The organism is Cyclobacterium sp. (assembly GCF_014762705.1).
Classification (GTDB): Bacteria; Bacteroidota; Bacteroidia; order Cytophagales; family Cyclobacteriaceae; genus Cyclobacterium.
Map to the genome: position 1 here is coordinate 35,585 of NZ_JABURL010000075.1, position 16,490 is coordinate 52,074.

Genomic DNA, 16,490 nt, shown 5'->3' on the forward strand with positions numbered 1-16,490 from the left:
CTTTTCAAGTGTGTTGAAAAAACAGTTGGTTGAATTAAAATTCCCCTAAACTAGCTATTTTGTGTATTAGGTACCAAATAAATTCTTGGGAGCGGTCAAAAAATCAGGATATTTTTTGACCGCTTTATGTCATATAGGTATTTATTGCAGCTTTGCAAGGGCTAACTCCAATGCTGTTCGGGCAATTTGGGTCTTATTTGGATTGATATCATGACATTTTTTTAGTGCCTTGAAAATGGTTTTACTCACATCCTGAAAAATAGCCTCATCGGTTAACTGTGCTTTTTCTGACATCAGGTAGGCAGCCATTCTCGCAATACCTGCATTGGAAATAAAATCCGGAATCAAAGATACCTGATCATCAGCCATTGTACTGACAGGTCCCATGAAAATATCATTTTCGGCAAAAGGGAAATTCGCGCCGCTGGCAATCAATTCCAATCCTCCGGCAATCATTGTTTCCAATTGAGGATTGGTGATTAGCCTGGATTTGGCTGCTGGCACGAAAATATCTGCGGATAAATCCCAGATGGTTTTGTTGGCGGTCTCAAATGGAATGAGTTTTCTACTAATTAACTTGTTTTTGTCCTTGTTCACATACAATTTAATGATGTCATCAGGATCAAGGCCATTTTTGTCTATAATGCCTCCTTCAAGGGAAATGATGCCGACAATTTTCACGCCCGCCCTTGAAAGAAAAAATGCCGCAGCCGATCCAACATTGCCCCAGCCCTGAATGATGGCTTTTTTTCCTTCCAGAGAGCCACCCCAAAGTTTGTAATAATGGATCACTGTCTGGGCAAGTCCATAGCCGGTGATCATCAGACTGGTGCGAATCCTGAAAGTAGGCGAAGGAGAAAATTCGGGGTTTTCAATGATTTTAGATAAGCCATATCTCAACTGCCCAATTTTTCTGATCTTTTTGGGTTCTTCAGCTTTGAAATGCGCATTAACAACGCCCTCCTGTGGATGCCAAAGGCCAAAACTTTCGGTCAAGGGAATCAATTCTTTGTCTTCATCGATATTTATGCCTGCACTGGTTCCGAAATAGCTTTTTAAGATAGGCGAAACGACCTTGAACCACCTTTTGAGTACATCCTCTTTCCTGGGGTCTTCCGGATCGAAGTTAATGCCTGCCTTTGCCCCTCCGATTTGGGGGCCAGAAACAGTATATTTTATGGCTGTATTTTTGGCGAGTTGGATGACATCCTTTTTTTCCAACCCTTTTTTCATGCGCGTGTCTCCTCCGGCGGCACCGCCTCTAAGCGAATTGATCACCAGCCATCCTTCCGCCTCCGATTCGCTGTCACTCCATTCAAAAACAATTTCGGGCTGCTGATTTTCAAATTTTTTAAGCAGTTCTCTCATAAATTTATTGGTTTAGACTCATTATTCAGGAAAAAAACCCGTACATCGTGCCTCCGCTGCTATCTCTGGAAGCAGCAGTAACCGAAGCCAGGCAATTGATTTCTCCTCTCCATCTCAATACCCCCAGAAACGCAAATACGAGCGCCTCTTTAAAGTCTATGATTTGGTTTTCAGGAAGGCATACCTCGATCCGGGGCTGGATTTTTGCTGAAATGTTTTCAATGAAAAAAGCATTGTATGCCCCACCCCCGGTTACCAGCAATTTTTTTTGATCGCCTGTGTTTTTTTGTTGCAACAGGATTTCCGATATGCATCTTGCAAAATGTTCCGACAAGGTCGCCAGGGTATCAGGAACTGAGGTATCCCCACTTTCGAGGGTAGGTATGAAATCTTTTTCTATGTCCTCTCTTCCCAATGATCTTGCCCCTGAAAGCCTGTAATAGGGAAGCTTTTCCAGTGCAGCAAGCAGCTCAGCACTGACCTTTCCCGTTCTGGCAAGGTCTCCATTGGCATCAAAAGCTTTGCCGGCCTTTTGGGCAAAATAATTGAACAAAAGATTGAAAGGGCAGGTGTCAAAGGCTTTTCTTTGCTTGTCAACCTCCATAGAAATATTGGCTATGCCTCCCAAATTGAGGGCATAATCATAATTTGGGAAAAGCAATGCATCCCCTACGGGCACCAAAGGCGCTCCCTGGCCCCCAAGGATCACGTCCAATTTTCTAAAATCGTTAATCACAGGAATTCCGGATGATTGCCACAAAGCAAAACCATCTCCGATTTGCTTGGTCATTCTCTTATTGGGTTGGTGAAACACGGTATGTCCATGGGAAGCAATGGCTGATGGCTGAAGGCCACTGGAATCACATACAACTTTCACCTTATTCCCCATCCAGGTACCAAATTCAATGTCTAAAATTTCAAGGGGAGCTGGATCCAAAAGGTGTGCCGACTTGAGGGATTGCTCAAGCTTTTCCGGAAAAGGGATGGTCGTTGCTTTTTGGATCTCAAAAGACCAGGCGTCATTTTTCCAAAACTTACAGAAAGCAAGATCCAGCCCGTCACCTGAAGTACCGGACATGAGCCCGACCACTTCATAACACTTTGGTTCATCCATGGGTTAAAGTTTGTTAAAAAGGTCTTTCTAAACTTAAAAATAACATTTCATTCAGCAGCCTCCAAGGTAAATTGACTAATTTTGAAGTGGTTTTTGAAAAGAAATGGAAAAGAATTTAAGGCATTGGGCAATAGACATCGGAAATACCAGGATCAAAAGCGGTGTATTCCTCAATGGTAAATTGTTGGAAACCAAATCCTTTACTGACTTATTGTCTTTCCAGGCATATTTTAGACCAAAGGAAGGTGAGCAGGTGATCATGGTCTCTGTTAAATGGAATGAAAATGAGCTGAAAGAAATATTTAACATTCCTTTTCTTTATTTCGACCATAATACACCTTTGCCCATTTTCAATGCGTATGCCAGTCCCGGAAGCCTGGGCCTGGACAGGCTGGCGGCGGTAGTAGGCGGTAGGGCCTTGAAAAGTGAGGGGCCGGTTTTATGTATCGATCTTGGAACCTGCATCACCTATGATTTTCTGGATGGAGAAAACAAGTATCAGGGAGGAGCAATATCTCCAGGAGTTGCTTTAAGAGCCAGATCCATGCATGAGTTTACGGCCAGGTTGCCCCTGGTGCACCTGACAACAGGAGAAAATATTCCAATTACAGGGAAGGATACTGTAAGCTGCATGCAGTCCGGTATTTTCCATGGTGTAGCTGGAGAAATGAAAGCATACATCAGGTATTATCGGGAAGCATTCGGACAAGTTTATGTCTTTATTTGTGGAGGAGATGCCGAAATCTTTGAAAGCTTAATAAAAGACCACATATTTGTAATCCCCAATTTGGTCCTGTACGGATTGGACAGAATTTTAACATACAATGTCGAAAAATAAATTAATTTTGGCCACACTCGGGTTTTTCCTGGGTTTTATTGCCATTTCTACCCATAGTTTTGCTCAATTCACTTCATCAACCTACAGTTCCCTGGGGGTAGGCGTTTTCAATAATTCCGGCCTCACCCAGAATCAGGGAATGGGAGGAATGGGCATAAGTTTTGGGAACAGTTACAGTGTAAACCATGTGAACCCTGCCATTTCTGTTAAAAATGGTGCTTACAGTTTTCAGGCTGCCTTCAATTACAACCAACTGTCTGCAGCCACCGAGTCCAATTCAGAAGTATTGGACGGAGGGGGCCTCAGCTATGTTGCCATGTCCTTTCCCGTCATTCCAAGGAAGTTTACTCTGGGATTGGGCTTAAATCAACTTACTGGAGTAGATTATAACATTACCGTCAATTCACCGGTAACCAATACCTCCCTGGTCTCCCAAAATATGATAGAAGGGAAAGGGGGCTTGAGCCAGGTGTATCTTCAGGGTGGATTTCAGGTATACAAAAATTTGAGTCTGGGGGTAGAGGGTGCTTATACCTTCGGCTCAACGATCAGAACAAATCAACTGGATTTACTTGATGAGGACTTAAATGGCATAGGCATTTCATCTGAATATTATGAAAGGCTGACCTTCAGTGATGTCACCTTTAAGGGAAGTATTTACTATGCCCAGCAACTTGGCGAACAGAAATACCTTAATTTAGGTGCCATTTATCATATTTTTGGTGATATTAGTGGAAAAGAATTTGCAAAAATGGGAGAATCGGGCCAAGCTAGCATTCCCAATTCACCCGGAGATGTGATTTCGGATGACGTTTCCGGAAGTATTTTCTTGCCTAATAAGATAGGTTATGGTGTAACTTATGAAAAAATTAATAAATTTGCTATAGGTGTTGAAGCGCAGTTTCAGGATTTTTCTGATTACAGGGGTTTTAATGCCAGTCAAAGCAACCTTGGAAATGCCTACAAACTATCATTGGGAGGGCAGTACATTCCCGACGCCTTCTCTTTGGAGAGTATGCTGAGCAGGTCTACCTTTAGGGCTGGGCTAGAATATGAAAGATTGCCCTATCTGCTGAACCAAAACCAGATTGATGATATTGGCATTAATTTTGGTACTTCTCTTCCGATATATAGTTTATCGTTATTGAATTTGGCAGTTAAGGTAGGAACAAGAGGAACAGTAAACGATGGATTAGTTAGAGAAAATTATTTTAAAGTTTCTTTAGGGATATCAATAAATGACAACAGTTGGTTTTACAAAAAAGTATTTGAATGATGTTGACAAACATGAAAATTAAATCGGCAATTATCGGATGTTTGTCCTTCCTACTTGTAGGATTGGCACAGGCACAGGAAGGTTGGAATTGGCCTGCAGACACAGAGATGGAAGCCAAAGCCAGAGAGTACAATGCAGCCTATAATGACTATTTAAAAGCTGAAGAGTTTTTGAAAGCCAAAGGACCTTTGCATTGGCTGTTGGTCAACGCTCCGGATTTAAATGAGGCGCTTTACATCAATGGTGTAAAAGTCTACGAAGGAGCTGCTGAAAAAGCATCCGATGAAGCCAAAATAAGTGTCTATCAGGATTCTGTATTGACGATTTATGATTTGAGGAAAGAATTGTATGACAATGAGGCCAATTGGATTGCCAATAAAGCTTATTATGCCTACAAGTATTACAAAGGCAACAAAGACAAAGTAAACATTGCTGTAGATCTTTTTGAAAGAACCATAGATATTCATGGTAAATTGGAGCCATCTTCGCTCAATGCAGCTTATTTTGATGCGGTGTACAGAAATTTTGCTTACAACAAAGCCTACACTCCTGAAGAAATCATTGAGAAATATGAATTTATCACCAGCAAATTGGATGAAGATGAAGCGGCAGGAACAGATGTTTCCAGATCCAAATCTACATTGGAGCAGTTGCTTGCTGCCATGGAAATTATCGACTGTGATTTTATAGAAAATAATATGGGGCCCAAGCTGAAGGCAGACCCCACCAATTTGAAATTGGCAAAACAAATTTTCCAATATTCCATTAAGGAGAAATGTACCAGCAGTGATATTTTTCTGGCCGCTCTGGAGACCATCGATAATGACAGTCCTACTTTCAGCACTTCTCAGGTCAGGGGAATGCGTTATATGCAAAATTCAGAATATGCCAAGGCAGGAGAGCTTTTCGAAAAAGCACTTACCCTGGCAGAAACCGATGAGCAAAAAGCTGAAATTCATTGGGACATGGCCAAAGTACACGCAAACCTTGGCAGAAAAAGCCAGGCCCGTTCCTCTGCTTTGAAAGCTGCAGAGATGAATGGGGAGCGCGAGGCAGACGCACATTCCTTTATCGCAGGATTGATCATGTCCTCTTCCAATGAATGTAAAGGTGGTGAAAGTCGTGTGAAGGATTATTCCATATACATTGCCGCATACAACGAATATGCCAGAGCAGGTAACAATGAAGGTATGGCTAATGCAAAAGCCAGGTTCCCATCTAAAGAGGAATTGTTTACCGAGGGATATCAGATAGGTGATACCATCAACACAGGTTGTTGGGTTGGACAGACTGTTACACTGGCTACAAGAGATTGATACGATGAAAGCCTGATTGATCAGGATTTACTAAAAGAAAGGCGGTAGATTTACCGCCTTTTTTGTTTCCGAATAAGGGAAGCTAAAAGGGTTTTTGGGATAGAAAACAAACCTTATTACCCATCATTCGTCAATTGATACAGTATTGCTTGGTTAAAGTAGGCATTACTGTAAAAATTGTACTTACCTTTGTATCAAGATTATGGTACCGCGTATTTTGAACCGCATTATCGGAAATTTGAAAATTAAATTTTCATATTCCTTCAGTTTTTTCTTTAGGGGGTGTTATGGATTGTTATTGCCGTTGATTTTGACTGGAATAGTTTCCTGTAGGGAAGACGTGGATAAAAGCCAGTTGGAAACCTATGAAGGTCCTATAAGGACCAGTCACCAAATGGAATTGCTTCACAGCGACTCTGCTCTGGTAAGGACCAAATTGATGGCAGATAAGCAACTTGAATTCAGGAATGGTGACAATGAATTTCCAGAAGGGATTGTGATTCATTTCTTTGAAAAGGATGGCACCCTAAGCACGACGATCCGGGCCGACAGGGGCTATTATGACCGGAAAAACAACCTCTACCGGGGTGAGGGAGATGTGCAGGTCCACAATATATTGAAAGAGCAAAAATTGTCTTCCGAAGAACTCTTTTGGGATCGCGCAAAGAAAAAAATTTATACCGATAAATTTGTAACCGTGGAAGAACCCGACAGAACCATCAAAGGTACAGGAATGGAAGCAGATGAGGGTTTTAATGATTATAAATTTAAAAAGGTGACAGGAAGAATTGAAAATGTCCTTTAATTCAGATTTATGAAAATCACGAGTACCATTTTATTGGCTTTGGCGGCAGCTTTAGTGGTCATTGGGGCGCACCTTACCATGAAAGCTGGTATCATGGCCTCCTATCCTCTGTTTATGTTTGCAGTCGTCTTGCTGTTTTGGCACATGTACCGTAAAAACAAGGTGGAAGAATCAGCCAAAAATCAACAAAAATCCGGAAGTAAAAAAAGGAATAAGAACTGATGGGAGATCAATATTTATTGATGGTGCTGGTCAGTTTGTTCTTTTCGGCACTTTTTTCCGGAATGGAAATAGCCTTTGTTTCAGCCAATCGGCTGCACATAGAATTGCAAAGCAAGCAAGGTAAAATTTCCGGTAAAATATTATCCAATTTTATCCAGAATCCAGGTCAGTTCATTGGGACCACTTTGATGGGAAACACCATCAGCCTGGTGCTTTACGGGATTTTTATGGCCTATTTACTAGGTCCTCCTATCGGGTTTTTGCTGCCGGATTCATTGAATACAGAGGCAGGGGTAATGATTGTACAAACCGTAGTGTCTACCCTTGTGGTACTGATTACCGCAGAATTTATTCCCAAGAGTATTTTCATCCTCAACCCTAACAGCCTGCTTGCTTTTTTTTCGTTCCCCTTTGCGGTGATTTATTATATCCTGTACCCCGTTGTTTGGGTAGTAGTGGGTCTTTCCAAATTTGTAATTGTGAAGGTACTTAAATTGGAATACAATGAGGAGAAGCCAGCTTTTACCATTACGGATTTAAACCGTTTCATTCAGAATTACCTCGACCCCAAAGGGGAAGACGTGGACATTGATGCAAAGATTTTTGACAATGCGGTAGACTTTAAAAAAGTTAAAGTAAGGGAATGTATGGTGCCCCGAACGGACATTGTCGCAGTGGAGGTGGAGGATTCTATCCCAGATCTAAAAGAGGTTTTTGTGGAGAGCGGCCATTCCAAAATCATCATTTACAAAGAGACGATTGATGATGTTATTGGATATTGTCACCACCTTGAGCTTTTTAAAAAGCCTAAAACGATTGAAGATATCCTTACGCCAATAATCATCGTGCCTGAATCTGCACTTGCCAATGAGCTGTTGGTCCAGTTTATTAAGGAAAGAAAAAGCCTTGCTTTGGTAGTGGATGAATTTGGAGGCACAAGCGGCATTGTAAGCATGGAAGACATCATTGAGGAGATCTTTGGGGAAATCGAGGATGAGTACGATAATGATGACCTGATTGAACAAAAGGTTTCAAATAATGAATACCTGTTAAGTGCCAGGCATGAAATTGATTATATCAACGAAAAATATGAATGGAATTTGCCGGAAGGAGAATTTGAGACTTTGGCCGGGTTTATTTTATCGCTCACAGAGAGTATTCCCCAAAAAGGGGAGTCTGTAAGTTATGGGCCTTTTACTTTTACCGTGGTGTCCAAGCAGGATCATCGGATAGATACCATCAAAATTAACATAGATTAACCCGTGTTGTGGAAATACTTGATTTATAGATGCGGTAATATTTTGAATTTACCGCTATATGTAATTATTTTGCGACACTTCAAAAAACAGGAGAATGGCATTAATAAAACAAATTAGACAAAGAACAGGTCTTGCGATCGGTGTAATTGCAGTAGGACTGATTTTCTTTTTAGTAGGAGGAGATATTCTGGGTCCGAATTCCATGATTTTGGGATCCGACCGGACCACTGTGGGAGAAATTGCCGGCGAAGACATTTCCTATGATGAATATGTTCAGCGGATTGAACAAACCAAAATGAGGTTTCAGCAGAATACAGGGAGAAATCCGTCAGAAAGCGATTTGTCCAGTATCAGGGACCAGGCCTGGCAGGCCCTTATAGTTGAAAAGATCTTTGCGACACAGTACGAAGAACTGGGGATGCAGGTGTCAGATGATGAGCTGGTGGACATGGTACAGGGTAAAAACATCATTGGAGAACTGAGACGTCAGCTGACCAATCCCCAGACAGGAGAATTTGACCGGGAGCAGTTGATTACCTTTCTACAGTCCCTGGAAAACGCAGATCCCCAGCAACAGGCCTTTTGGGCCCAGCAGGAAAAAATGTTTGCTGACTCCAGGCTCAGGATCAAATACGACAATATGTTGGCTGTTTCAGAATATGCTACAAATGCAGAAGCAAAACTTCAACATAAAAGTGCAAATACCATAGCTGATGTCAGGCATATCCACATACCTTACTACTCGGTATCCGATTCGCTGGTTCAGATAAATGATGCTGAAATCAGGGCTTATATCAGCAAAAACCAGGAAAAGTTCAAAGTTACTGAAAGCAGGGGGTTGAGGTATGTGCGATTTCCACTTCATCCCAGCGCGGAGGATTCTGCAGCTGCTTTGGACCAGATCAATGGCTTGATTGCCGAGCTTAAGGAGACCAGTACCGATTCCTCTTTCGTAGCAAGAAACTCCGAAGCACTTAACCCCTTTATTACTGTAAATCCAGGAGACCCACTTCCACAGAATTTCACCAACAATGTTGATGAACCGGAAGAAGGTGTGGTGTATGGTCCTTTTTTAAGCAATACGTCCAGTTATGTGGCCTATAAGATAACGGATAAATTTGAGGGGGATCCCCGTATGCGGGCAAGTCATATTTTGTTAAGCACAGAAGGTATGACGGATGAAGACAAGGAACAGGTAAGGCAACAGGCCCTGGATGTCCTGGCAGAAGTCAATGAGACCGGTAACTTCGAGGTGGCAGCTGCTCAATATGGGCAGGATGCTACTTCCCAGCGTGGCGGTGATTTGGGTTGGTTTTTTAAGGATGATTTTGTGACAGAATTTGCAGATGCTGTTTTTTCTGCCAATTCCACCGGGGTTATCAACAGATTGGTAGAAACAGAGTATGGATACCATATCATTAAAGTGACCGAGCTTCAGCAGACGCTAACGCAAAAAGTTGCCATACTTGAATTGGAATTAATTGCCAGTGATATAACCAGGAATGATGTATTTAGAAATGCTGATTATTTTGCGGCAAACTCCTCCAACCCATCTACATTTGAGGCAAATGCTGAAAAAGAAGGCTATACTATTTTATCGGCAAGTAATGTAGGACCTACATCCCGAACCCTGAACAACCTTAGCGGGGCAAGGGAAATTGTACGTTGGGCATTTAATGATGCATCCGTGGGAAAGGTTTCCAGGGTTTTTGAACTCGAGGATGCCTATGTGGTAGCTTTGTTATCCAATAAGACAGAGGAAGGTGATGGCAGCATCAATAATCCTGACATCAAGGCGCAGGCTACCCAAGAACTTAAAAACGACAAAAAGGCTGCCTACATAAAAGAAAAAATTGAAGGCATGGAAACATTAGAGGCCATGCAGGAAGCATTTCCTGATGCTTCCATCGGTTCCACGGCAGATCTGCGGTTGAATGCGAGCACATTGCCAGGAGTAGGGTTTGCACCCAAAGCTGTTGGAGCCATTTTCGGCTTGCAGGAATCAGGTGAAATGACAAAGCCCATTCAGGAGGATATAGGGGTGATTGTAGCCGAACTCAACAGTATTATTCCAGCCCCTGAAATTGCAGATTACACCCGTTATCAAAACGAAATTACCAACAATGCTTCACAGAGAACTTCATACATGATCATGATGGCAATGGAAGAACTTGCGGGGGTTAAGGATTACCGATATAAATTCTTTTGATCTGCCCTTAATATGGCCTTAATGGAATCCCATTCTTATAAAGAATGGGATTTTTTCGTTTTCAGGGATTTAATTTTACTAAATTTTGGTTAAAAAATATATGGAAAAGAACTTTGACACCGTGGCATTTAAAGAAAGGCTGGAAGATCAAAATAGTTTTCCTGCTTTGTACATGTTTAAATTTATTGTGCCCAATGGCAAGGAAAGCGAAATTGCCGCATTGCTGCCCAATAATGAGATGAAGGTAAAGACTTCATCTAAAGGTAATTATGTCAGTGCTACCATCAAGGCCATGATGCCTGATAGTCAATCTATCATTGATGTGTACGAAAAGGCAGCAAAAATTGAGGGTGTCATATCACTTTAAAAAAACCTATTTATGTGGAAAGAAGAGAATAATAAATTGAAGCAAACTTTTGAATTTAAAGATTTTACAGAGGCATTTGCCTTTATGACAAGGGTAGCCTTTTTGGCAGAAGCCTATGGTCATCACCCTAATTGGAGCAATGTGTACAATAAAGTAGACATTGAATTGACCACGCACGATAAGGGGAATACCATCACCGAGAAGGACAGGAAATTGGCAAAAGCCATTGACGAGTTGAATTGATGGATGAGGGTTCCTCCATTCGTTTGTATTTGGTTCCCACTCCGATAGGAAACCTGAAAGACATTACTTTACGAGCCCTGGATGTATTGAAAGAAGCAGATGTCATATTGGCGGAAGATACCAGGACTTCAGGAAAATTGCTGAAACATTTTGACATCAGGCGTCCATTGGAAAGCTATCACATCCATAACGAACATAAAAATGTTTCCCGTATTTTGGATAGGATGGCAGACGGTATGGTTTTCGCATTGGTAACCGATGCAGGCACACCTGGTATTTCTGATCCTGGGTTTTTACTCGTAAGGGAAAGTATTGCTGCTGGTTTCGAAATTTGTAGTTTACCCGGGGCCACAGCCATTATCCCTGCACTCGTCAATTCCGGTCTACCAAACGATCGATTTGTATTTGAGGGTTTTTTGCCGCATAAAAAAGGCAGAAAAACCAGAATTGAATCTTTGATATCGGAAAGCCGGACCATGGTCTTTTATGAATCCCCTTATCGCCTGTTGAAAACCCTGCAACAGCTATCAGAAGCCTTTGGTCCCGAAAGGCAGGCCTGTGTGAGCAGAGAAATTACAAAATTGCATGAAGAAAATATCAGGGGAAGTCTTATTGAGTTGTTAAATTACTATCAGGAGCACACTTTAAAAGGGGAGATAGTACTTACTGTTGCCGGAAAAGAATAAATATGGATTTAGAAAAGATCAGTCAAAATGTTGCGGAACTTGCCCGGCAAGCCGGAGCTTTTATTCGGGAAGAAGGAGCGACTTTCAATAAAGATAAAGTGGAGCAAAAGGGCTTTAACGATTTGGTCTCCTACGTAGATAAAGGGGCTGAAGAATTGATAGTTCAGGGGTTAAGTAAAATTTTGCCACATGCTGGTTTCATTACAGAGGAAGGCACTAAGGCTGATTCCGGGAAAGAATTGACCTGGATTGTAGATCCCCTGGATGGCACCACCAATTTTGTACATGGGATTCCTGTGTATGCAGTTTCCATTGCCCTGGCAAATCGCAACGAAATTCTGGTGGGAGTGGTTTACGAGATCAATCTTGACCAGTGTTTTGTCGCGTACAAAGGATCCGTTTCCACTTGTAATGGTAAACCCATCGGGGTTAGTAAGTCAGTTCACCTGGCCAATAGCCTGGTGGCTACCGGATTCCCGTATGATGATGGTGGGAAAACCGACAAGTATTTAGACTTGCTAAAGTTTTTCCTTCAAAATAGCCATGGATTAAGGCGGCTGGGATCGGCTGCAGTTGATCTTTGCTATGTAGCCTGTGGTAGGGTGGAAGGCTATCTGGAATACAATTTACAATCCTATGATGTTGCTGCTGGGACCCTGATCGTCCAACAGGCCGGAGGAAAAGTAACGGATTTAAAGGGAGGTAATGATTTTATTTTCGGACGACAAATACTGGCGAGCAACGGAAAAGTTCATAAAGAGCTGCTGGATGCCGTTCAAGAGCATTTTGCATTTTAGGAAGAAATATTTGACTATATGATATTGTGATTAAATGCAAAAAAGGTAATTTGAAAAAAATTATTTCGCCTGTGAAAAAATAATTTGTATTTTCACTATAATTGATTAGCTTTCATTTACTTATAAGAGCAGACAATTTAACAAGCTGATCACCCAGGTCTATCCCAGCTAAGACTGAAAGAAATTGTTGATTGCTGCTTATCAGTTTAACAATATATCAAGATGAATATAGGAATTTTAGGTGGTACGAACCTGGCGACCAATTTGGGTAATAAATTTATCGGCAGAGGAATGGATGTGGTTTTTGGTGTGAGAGAAGGTTTTAGTACCAGAAAAGTGGAGTGGAAAATACTCAAGATGCAAAACCACTATGTTTTAAATTATGCGGATGCCATATCCGCTTCCGATGTGGTGATCATTTGTTGTGAGAATGAGTTTTTGCCCGTTGTTTGTGATTACCTGAAACAATACGGTTCCCCTGATAAATTGTACATTGACAGTACCAATGGGGTGCATGACGAAAGTCTGGAATGTAATACTACCTATATCAGGGAAAAAACAGGATATCAAAGAATTTTTAAAGCTTTTAATAATTTAGGATTGGATTACCCTAAATCAGATCCTTTAGAATTGATTAAGGAAACTTATTTTTGTGGGGATAACACCAATGACAAGCAACTGTTAAAGAAGCTCATTGAGCTGATAGGGTTTAAAGCCATTGATGCGGGAATGATTAAAAATGCCTGTCTCCTGGAAGCGGTTTACCACCTCAGTAAGGAAATTTCAATGGCCAAATCCGGGGATTGCCATTTTCGACTGATGTCAGTTTGATATTATTGAATTTTATTGTAATTTTTTAGCCTGTACCAATTTCCTGCATGTGATCGGTATCGTTTTTGTGATAATTAATTCCGTATACCTTATTGGTAGAAATGCGTATATATCAAAGTGATTACGTATTGTAATTTTTAGAAAATTCTCAACTTATGAAAAAGCTTTTGTTTATCGTTATTGCCGTATTTGCCATTCTGATGGTGGTACTGGCGGCAGTTCCTTATTTATTTAAGGATGAGATTTTTAACAAATTGGACCAGGAACTGGCGAAGACTGTAAACGCACAGGTCTATTATGACCGTGATATGCTCAGTCTGAGTGTTTTTAAAAATTTCCCTCAATTGACAGCCGGTATGGGTGAATTTGGAATCAAGGGGAACTCCCCATTCCAAAATGACACACTGGTCCATCTGGGAAGAATGCAGGTTGACCTGGATATCTGGTCTGTAATTTTTGATGACAACCCCAGCCTGAAAGGCATTCACCTGCTGGATGGTGAAATTTATGTCAAGGTGCTGGAAGACGGAATGGCCAATTATGACATCATGTTTGAAAATGAAGAGGAGGAAGTAGCGGAAGCCACTCCTTCCGCTTTTCAGTTGGGTATTGATTTGATTGAGGTTCGCAACCTGAATTTTATCTATGATGACCGCAGCCTGGATTATATAATGGTTTTGTCAGATATGAACCTGGAGGGTAGTGGTGAGCTCAGCACAGATGTTTACGACCTGGACCTGACCGGTGGGGGAAATATTGTCAACCTCAGCTACGAAGGTATTGAATACCTCACAAAGAAGAAGATGACCATTGATTCGAAAATCAATGTGGACTTGAATGAGATGCGGTTTGCAGCCAAGGATGCCAATCTTACTCTCAATGAATTTGGTTTTGGAGTGGATGGATTTTTGGCCTTGCCCGCTGATGATATAGAAGTAGACGTTCGTTTTAATGGCGATAACAATGATTTCAGGAGTGTGTTGTCTTTGGTCCCTGGGATTTACTCGGAATCCTTTCAGGATCTGAACACTTCGGGCGAAATGGATTTTTCCGGAATGGTCAAGGGAGTGTACAACGAGAGTTCCTTTCCGGCTTTCCAGTTTAACCTTAACATCGATGATGGCATGTTTCAATACCCGGAACTTCCCAGACCCGTGCAGCATGTCAACATGGATTTGACGGTACTCAATGAATCAGGTAATCTGGATTACACATCTATTAATCTCTCTAAATTTTCCCTGGAATTTGGAAACCAGCCTTTCATTGGTAGTTTTATGCTGAAAGACCTTGTCAACTATGAAATGGATGCCAAGCTTAAGGGAACATTGGACCTGTTAGAGATGACAGCTATTTTTCCTTTGGAAGACATGGAGTTAAAAGGTAGGTTGGCCATTGATGTAGATGCAGCTGGGAGATATGATACCCTTTCGGGGGAAATTCCAAAAATAGATGCTGAAGTTTCCCTTAGTGATGGATTTATCAAAAGCAATGCCTATCCAGCACCCCTGAATAATATAAATGTGAAGGCCATGGCCTTGAATAAAACCGGGCAGATGAAGGATCTGACAGTGAATGTGTCTTCTTTTGGATTTGAATTGGAGGAGGAGACGATAACAGGGAAACTTTTAATCGATAATTTGGAAGCATTGAATTATGATTTTTCTATTCATGGTGCTTTAGATTTGGGAAAGATGGCTTCTATTTTACCTCTGGAGGAAATGGTTTTGGAGGGAAGAATTCAGGCTGACATAGATGCAAGTGGAAGTTATGAGGCCATCGAAAAGAAACGGTTTAATCAATTGGCCACAAGTGGTGAATTAAAAGTAAGTGATTTTTACTATGCGGATCCGGAGTATCCCCAGGGAATACGCATTCATGAAGCCAGTACTGAGTTTGGCCCACAGGCCATCCAGCTTTCTTCCATGGATGCCAGGTTTGGGAAAAGCCCGGTACAAGCCAATGGGACCTTGTCCAATTACATGGCTTACCTTCTGGGTGAAGCCGGACAGGAATTGAAAGGTGATCTCAACCTTTATTCCAGTAATTTCAATGTCAATGAGTGGATGACGGATTCGGAAGATACTGATGCAGATACTACATCCCTGGAATTGGTGGCATTACCAGCCAATATTGATTTTAGGATGAAAGTTGAAGCGGATCGTATTACCTATGACAACCTTACCCTCGAAGATGCCAGCGGGAGCATGCACCTTAAAGATGCTGTACTGCGACTGGAAGGATTCAAGACAAAAACTCTTGGTGGATCTCTTGCTTTTGATGGTTCTTACAATACCAGAGATATCTTGCACCCTTCCTTTGATATGACACTGGACATTAGCAGCCTGGGGGTTCAGGAGGCTTTCCAGTCATTTGTAACGGTTCGGGCATTCGCGCCCATTGCACAACATGTTACCGGTAATTTTTCAACGAAGTTTTCATTTTCCGGGTTATTGGGTCAGGATATGATGCCGGTATTGTCTAGCCTGGATGGAAAAGGCCTCATTCGACTGGCCGAGACAGCCATCAGAGATAGTCCTATTATTCAGGGGATTACCAGCATTACCAAACTGAACGATGCTGCCACCCTGCGATTGAAACCCTTGAATATCAGCGCTGAAATCGTCGATGGGATGTTGAATATCGCCCCCTTTGAGTTACAACTTTGGGATTACCCTACAAGGATTCAGGGAAGTACCGGTTTCGATGGTAGAATCAACTATCTGGTGGCAGTAGATGTTCCAGCCAATAAATTCGGTTCGCAAATCAACAACCTTGTATCTGGAGCTTTAGGAACAGACCTTTCCAATACAACCATTCCACTTACTTTCAATGTTGGGGGTAGTTACAGTAAACCTGAGGTAAGCCTGGCCTCTGCTGATAATTTGGAAAGCTACCTTGCAAATACCTTGAAAAGCAGGTTGACCAATGAAAAGGAAAATGTTCAGGAACAAATTGCTGCTGAATTTAAAGCCAAGGAAGATAGCCTGAAACAGGAAATCAGTGAGAAGGCTCGTGTGGCCAGGGATAGTGTGGAAAAAGAAGCGGAAAAACTAATTGAATCATCTAAGGAAAAAGCAGTGGATGAAGTTAAAAACTTGTTAAAAGGGTTTACCAACAGGAAGAAAACAGCTGAACCCGAAAAACCAAACCCGGAATAAT

15 protein-coding genes are annotated in these 16,490 nt (G+C 41.7%); 13 read left to right on the top strand and 2 right to left on the bottom strand.

The annotated features are described in order from the left end of the window. Positions 1 to 141 precede the first annotated feature (141 nt). Both HUJ21_RS13825 and HUJ21_RS13830 read right to left on the bottom strand, forming a co-directional pair. Positions 142 to 1,368 (bottom strand): Glu/Leu/Phe/Val dehydrogenase dimerization domain-containing protein, encoded by a 1,227-nt coding sequence (locus HUJ21_RS13825; RefSeq protein ID WP_291370717.1) that lies wholly within the window; start codon positions 1,366 to 1,368, stop codon positions 142 to 144. Between the two features lie 25 nt (positions 1,369 to 1,393). After that, the gene (locus HUJ21_RS13830; protein WP_291370719.1) at positions 1,394 to 2,482 is read right to left on the bottom strand and encodes an anhydro-N-acetylmuramic acid kinase; all 1,089 of its coding nucleotides are present in this window, start codon (positions 2,480 to 2,482) and stop codon (positions 1,394 to 1,396) included. Between the two features lie 103 nt (positions 2,483 to 2,585). On the opposite strand from HUJ21_RS13830, the gene HUJ21_RS13835 reads away from it, so the two are divergent. The 13 genes from HUJ21_RS13835 (at position 2,586) to HUJ21_RS13895 (ending at position 16,489) form a co-directional block, all read left to right on the top strand. Next, entirely contained in the window at positions 2,586 to 3,320 is a 735-nt protein-coding gene (locus HUJ21_RS13835) for a type III pantothenate kinase (protein ID WP_291370721.1), read from the top strand. Next, the gene (locus HUJ21_RS13840; RefSeq protein ID WP_291370723.1) at positions 3,307 to 4,596 is read left to right on the top strand and encodes a hypothetical protein; all 1,290 of its coding nucleotides are present in this window, start codon (positions 3,307 to 3,309) and stop codon (positions 4,594 to 4,596) included. The genes HUJ21_RS13835 and HUJ21_RS13840 overlap by 14 nt, the downstream gene beginning before the upstream one ends. A gap of 11 nt (positions 4,597 to 4,607) precedes the next feature. Further along, positions 4,608 to 5,912, top strand: coding sequence for a hypothetical protein (locus HUJ21_RS13845; RefSeq protein ID WP_291370725.1), 1,305 nt, complete (start codon positions 4,608 to 4,610; stop codon positions 5,910 to 5,912). Positions 5,913 to 6,222: 310 nt separating this feature from the next. Then, the gene (lptC, locus tag HUJ21_RS13850) at positions 6,223 to 6,717 is read left to right on the top strand and encodes an LPS export ABC transporter periplasmic protein LptC (RefSeq protein ID WP_291370727.1); all 495 of its coding nucleotides are present in this window, start codon (positions 6,223 to 6,225) and stop codon (positions 6,715 to 6,717) included. Between the two features lie 9 nt (positions 6,718 to 6,726). Continuing rightward, positions 6,727 to 6,939 carry a hypothetical protein gene (locus HUJ21_RS13855; RefSeq protein WP_166142027.1) on the top strand — a complete coding sequence of 71 codons (213 nt, stop codon included), beginning with the start codon at positions 6,727 to 6,729 and terminating at the stop codon, positions 6,937 to 6,939. Further along, on the top strand, positions 6,939 to 8,198 hold the full coding sequence (locus HUJ21_RS13860) for a hemolysin family protein (protein WP_291370730.1): 1,260 nt from the start codon (positions 6,939 to 6,941) through the stop codon (positions 8,196 to 8,198). Before HUJ21_RS13855 ends, HUJ21_RS13860 begins: the two co-directional genes overlap by 1 nt. Positions 8,199 to 8,292: 94 nt before the next feature. Beyond that, positions 8,293 to 10,407 (top strand): peptidylprolyl isomerase, encoded by a 2,115-nt coding sequence (locus HUJ21_RS13865; protein ID WP_291370731.1) that lies wholly within the window; start codon positions 8,293 to 8,295, stop codon positions 10,405 to 10,407. 100 nt (positions 10,408 to 10,507) lie between these two features. Next, the gene (locus HUJ21_RS13870) at positions 10,508 to 10,774 is read left to right on the top strand and encodes a DUF493 family protein (protein WP_291370733.1); all 267 of its coding nucleotides are present in this window, start codon (positions 10,508 to 10,510) and stop codon (positions 10,772 to 10,774) included. A 12-nt stretch (positions 10,775 to 10,786) separates the two neighbouring features. Continuing rightward, positions 10,787 to 11,017 carry a 4a-hydroxytetrahydrobiopterin dehydratase gene (locus HUJ21_RS13875; protein ID WP_291370735.1) on the top strand — a complete coding sequence of 77 codons (231 nt, stop codon included), beginning with the start codon at positions 10,787 to 10,789 and terminating at the stop codon, positions 11,015 to 11,017. Then, entirely contained in the window at positions 11,017 to 11,703 is a 687-nt protein-coding gene (gene rsmI / locus HUJ21_RS13880; RefSeq protein WP_291370737.1) for a 16S rRNA (cytidine(1402)-2'-O)-methyltransferase, read from the top strand. The genes HUJ21_RS13875 and rsmI overlap by 1 nt, the downstream gene beginning before the upstream one ends. Before the next feature lie 2 nt (positions 11,704 to 11,705). Then, complete coding sequence (locus HUJ21_RS13885) at positions 11,706 to 12,500, top strand: inositol monophosphatase family protein (RefSeq protein WP_291370739.1); 795 nt, start codon at positions 11,706 to 11,708, stop codon at positions 12,498 to 12,500. Between the two features lie 222 nt (positions 12,501 to 12,722). Beyond that, a complete protein-coding gene (locus HUJ21_RS13890) occupies positions 12,723 to 13,331 on the top strand; it encodes an NAD(P)-binding domain-containing protein (protein ID WP_166142040.1) in 609 nt (202 codons plus the stop codon). Between the two features lie 155 nt (positions 13,332 to 13,486). After that, positions 13,487 to 16,489 (top strand): AsmA-like C-terminal region-containing protein, encoded by a 3,003-nt coding sequence (locus tag HUJ21_RS13895; protein ID WP_291370741.1) that lies wholly within the window; start codon positions 13,487 to 13,489, stop codon positions 16,487 to 16,489. Position 16,490 lies beyond the last annotated feature (1 nt).

Bases quoted from the DNA above. Each gene is read 5' to 3' on its own strand.
- HUJ21_RS13835 (WP_291370721.1), top strand. From the start codon at position 2,586: ATGGAAAAGAATTTAAGGCATTGGGCAATAGACATCGGAAATACCAGG.
- HUJ21_RS13875 (WP_291370735.1), top strand. From the start codon at position 10,787: ATGTGGAAAGAAGAGAATAATAAATTGAAGCAAACTTTTGAATTTAAA.
- HUJ21_RS13830 (WP_291370719.1), bottom strand. From the start codon at position 2,482: ATGGATGAACCAAAGTGTTATGAAGTGGTCGGGCTCATGTCCGGTACT.
- HUJ21_RS13885 (WP_291370739.1), top strand. From the start codon at position 11,706: ATGGATTTAGAAAAGATCAGTCAAAATGTTGCGGAACTTGCCCGGCAA.
- HUJ21_RS13855 (WP_166142027.1), top strand. From the start codon at position 6,727: ATGAAAATCACGAGTACCATTTTATTGGCTTTGGCGGCAGCTTTAGTG.
- rsmI (WP_291370737.1), top strand. From the start codon at position 11,017: ATGGATGAGGGTTCCTCCATTCGTTTGTATTTGGTTCCCACTCCGATA.
- HUJ21_RS13860 (WP_291370730.1), top strand. From the start codon at position 6,939: ATGGGAGATCAATATTTATTGATGGTGCTGGTCAGTTTGTTCTTTTCG.
- HUJ21_RS13890 (WP_166142040.1), top strand. From the start codon at position 12,723: ATGAATATAGGAATTTTAGGTGGTACGAACCTGGCGACCAATTTGGGT.
- HUJ21_RS13895 (WP_291370741.1), top strand. From the start codon at position 13,487: ATGAAAAAGCTTTTGTTTATCGTTATTGCCGTATTTGCCATTCTGATG.
- HUJ21_RS13870 (WP_291370733.1), top strand. From the start codon at position 10,508: ATGGAAAAGAACTTTGACACCGTGGCATTTAAAGAAAGGCTGGAAGAT.
- HUJ21_RS13825 (WP_291370717.1), bottom strand. From the start codon at position 1,368: ATGAGAGAACTGCTTAAAAAATTTGAAAATCAGCAGCCCGAAATTGTT.
- HUJ21_RS13845 (WP_291370725.1), top strand. From the start codon at position 4,608: ATGAAAATTAAATCGGCAATTATCGGATGTTTGTCCTTCCTACTTGTA.
- HUJ21_RS13840 (WP_291370723.1), top strand. From the start codon at position 3,307: ATGTCGAAAAATAAATTAATTTTGGCCACACTCGGGTTTTTCCTGGGT.
- HUJ21_RS13865 (WP_291370731.1), top strand. From the start codon at position 8,293: ATGGCATTAATAAAACAAATTAGACAAAGAACAGGTCTTGCGATCGGT.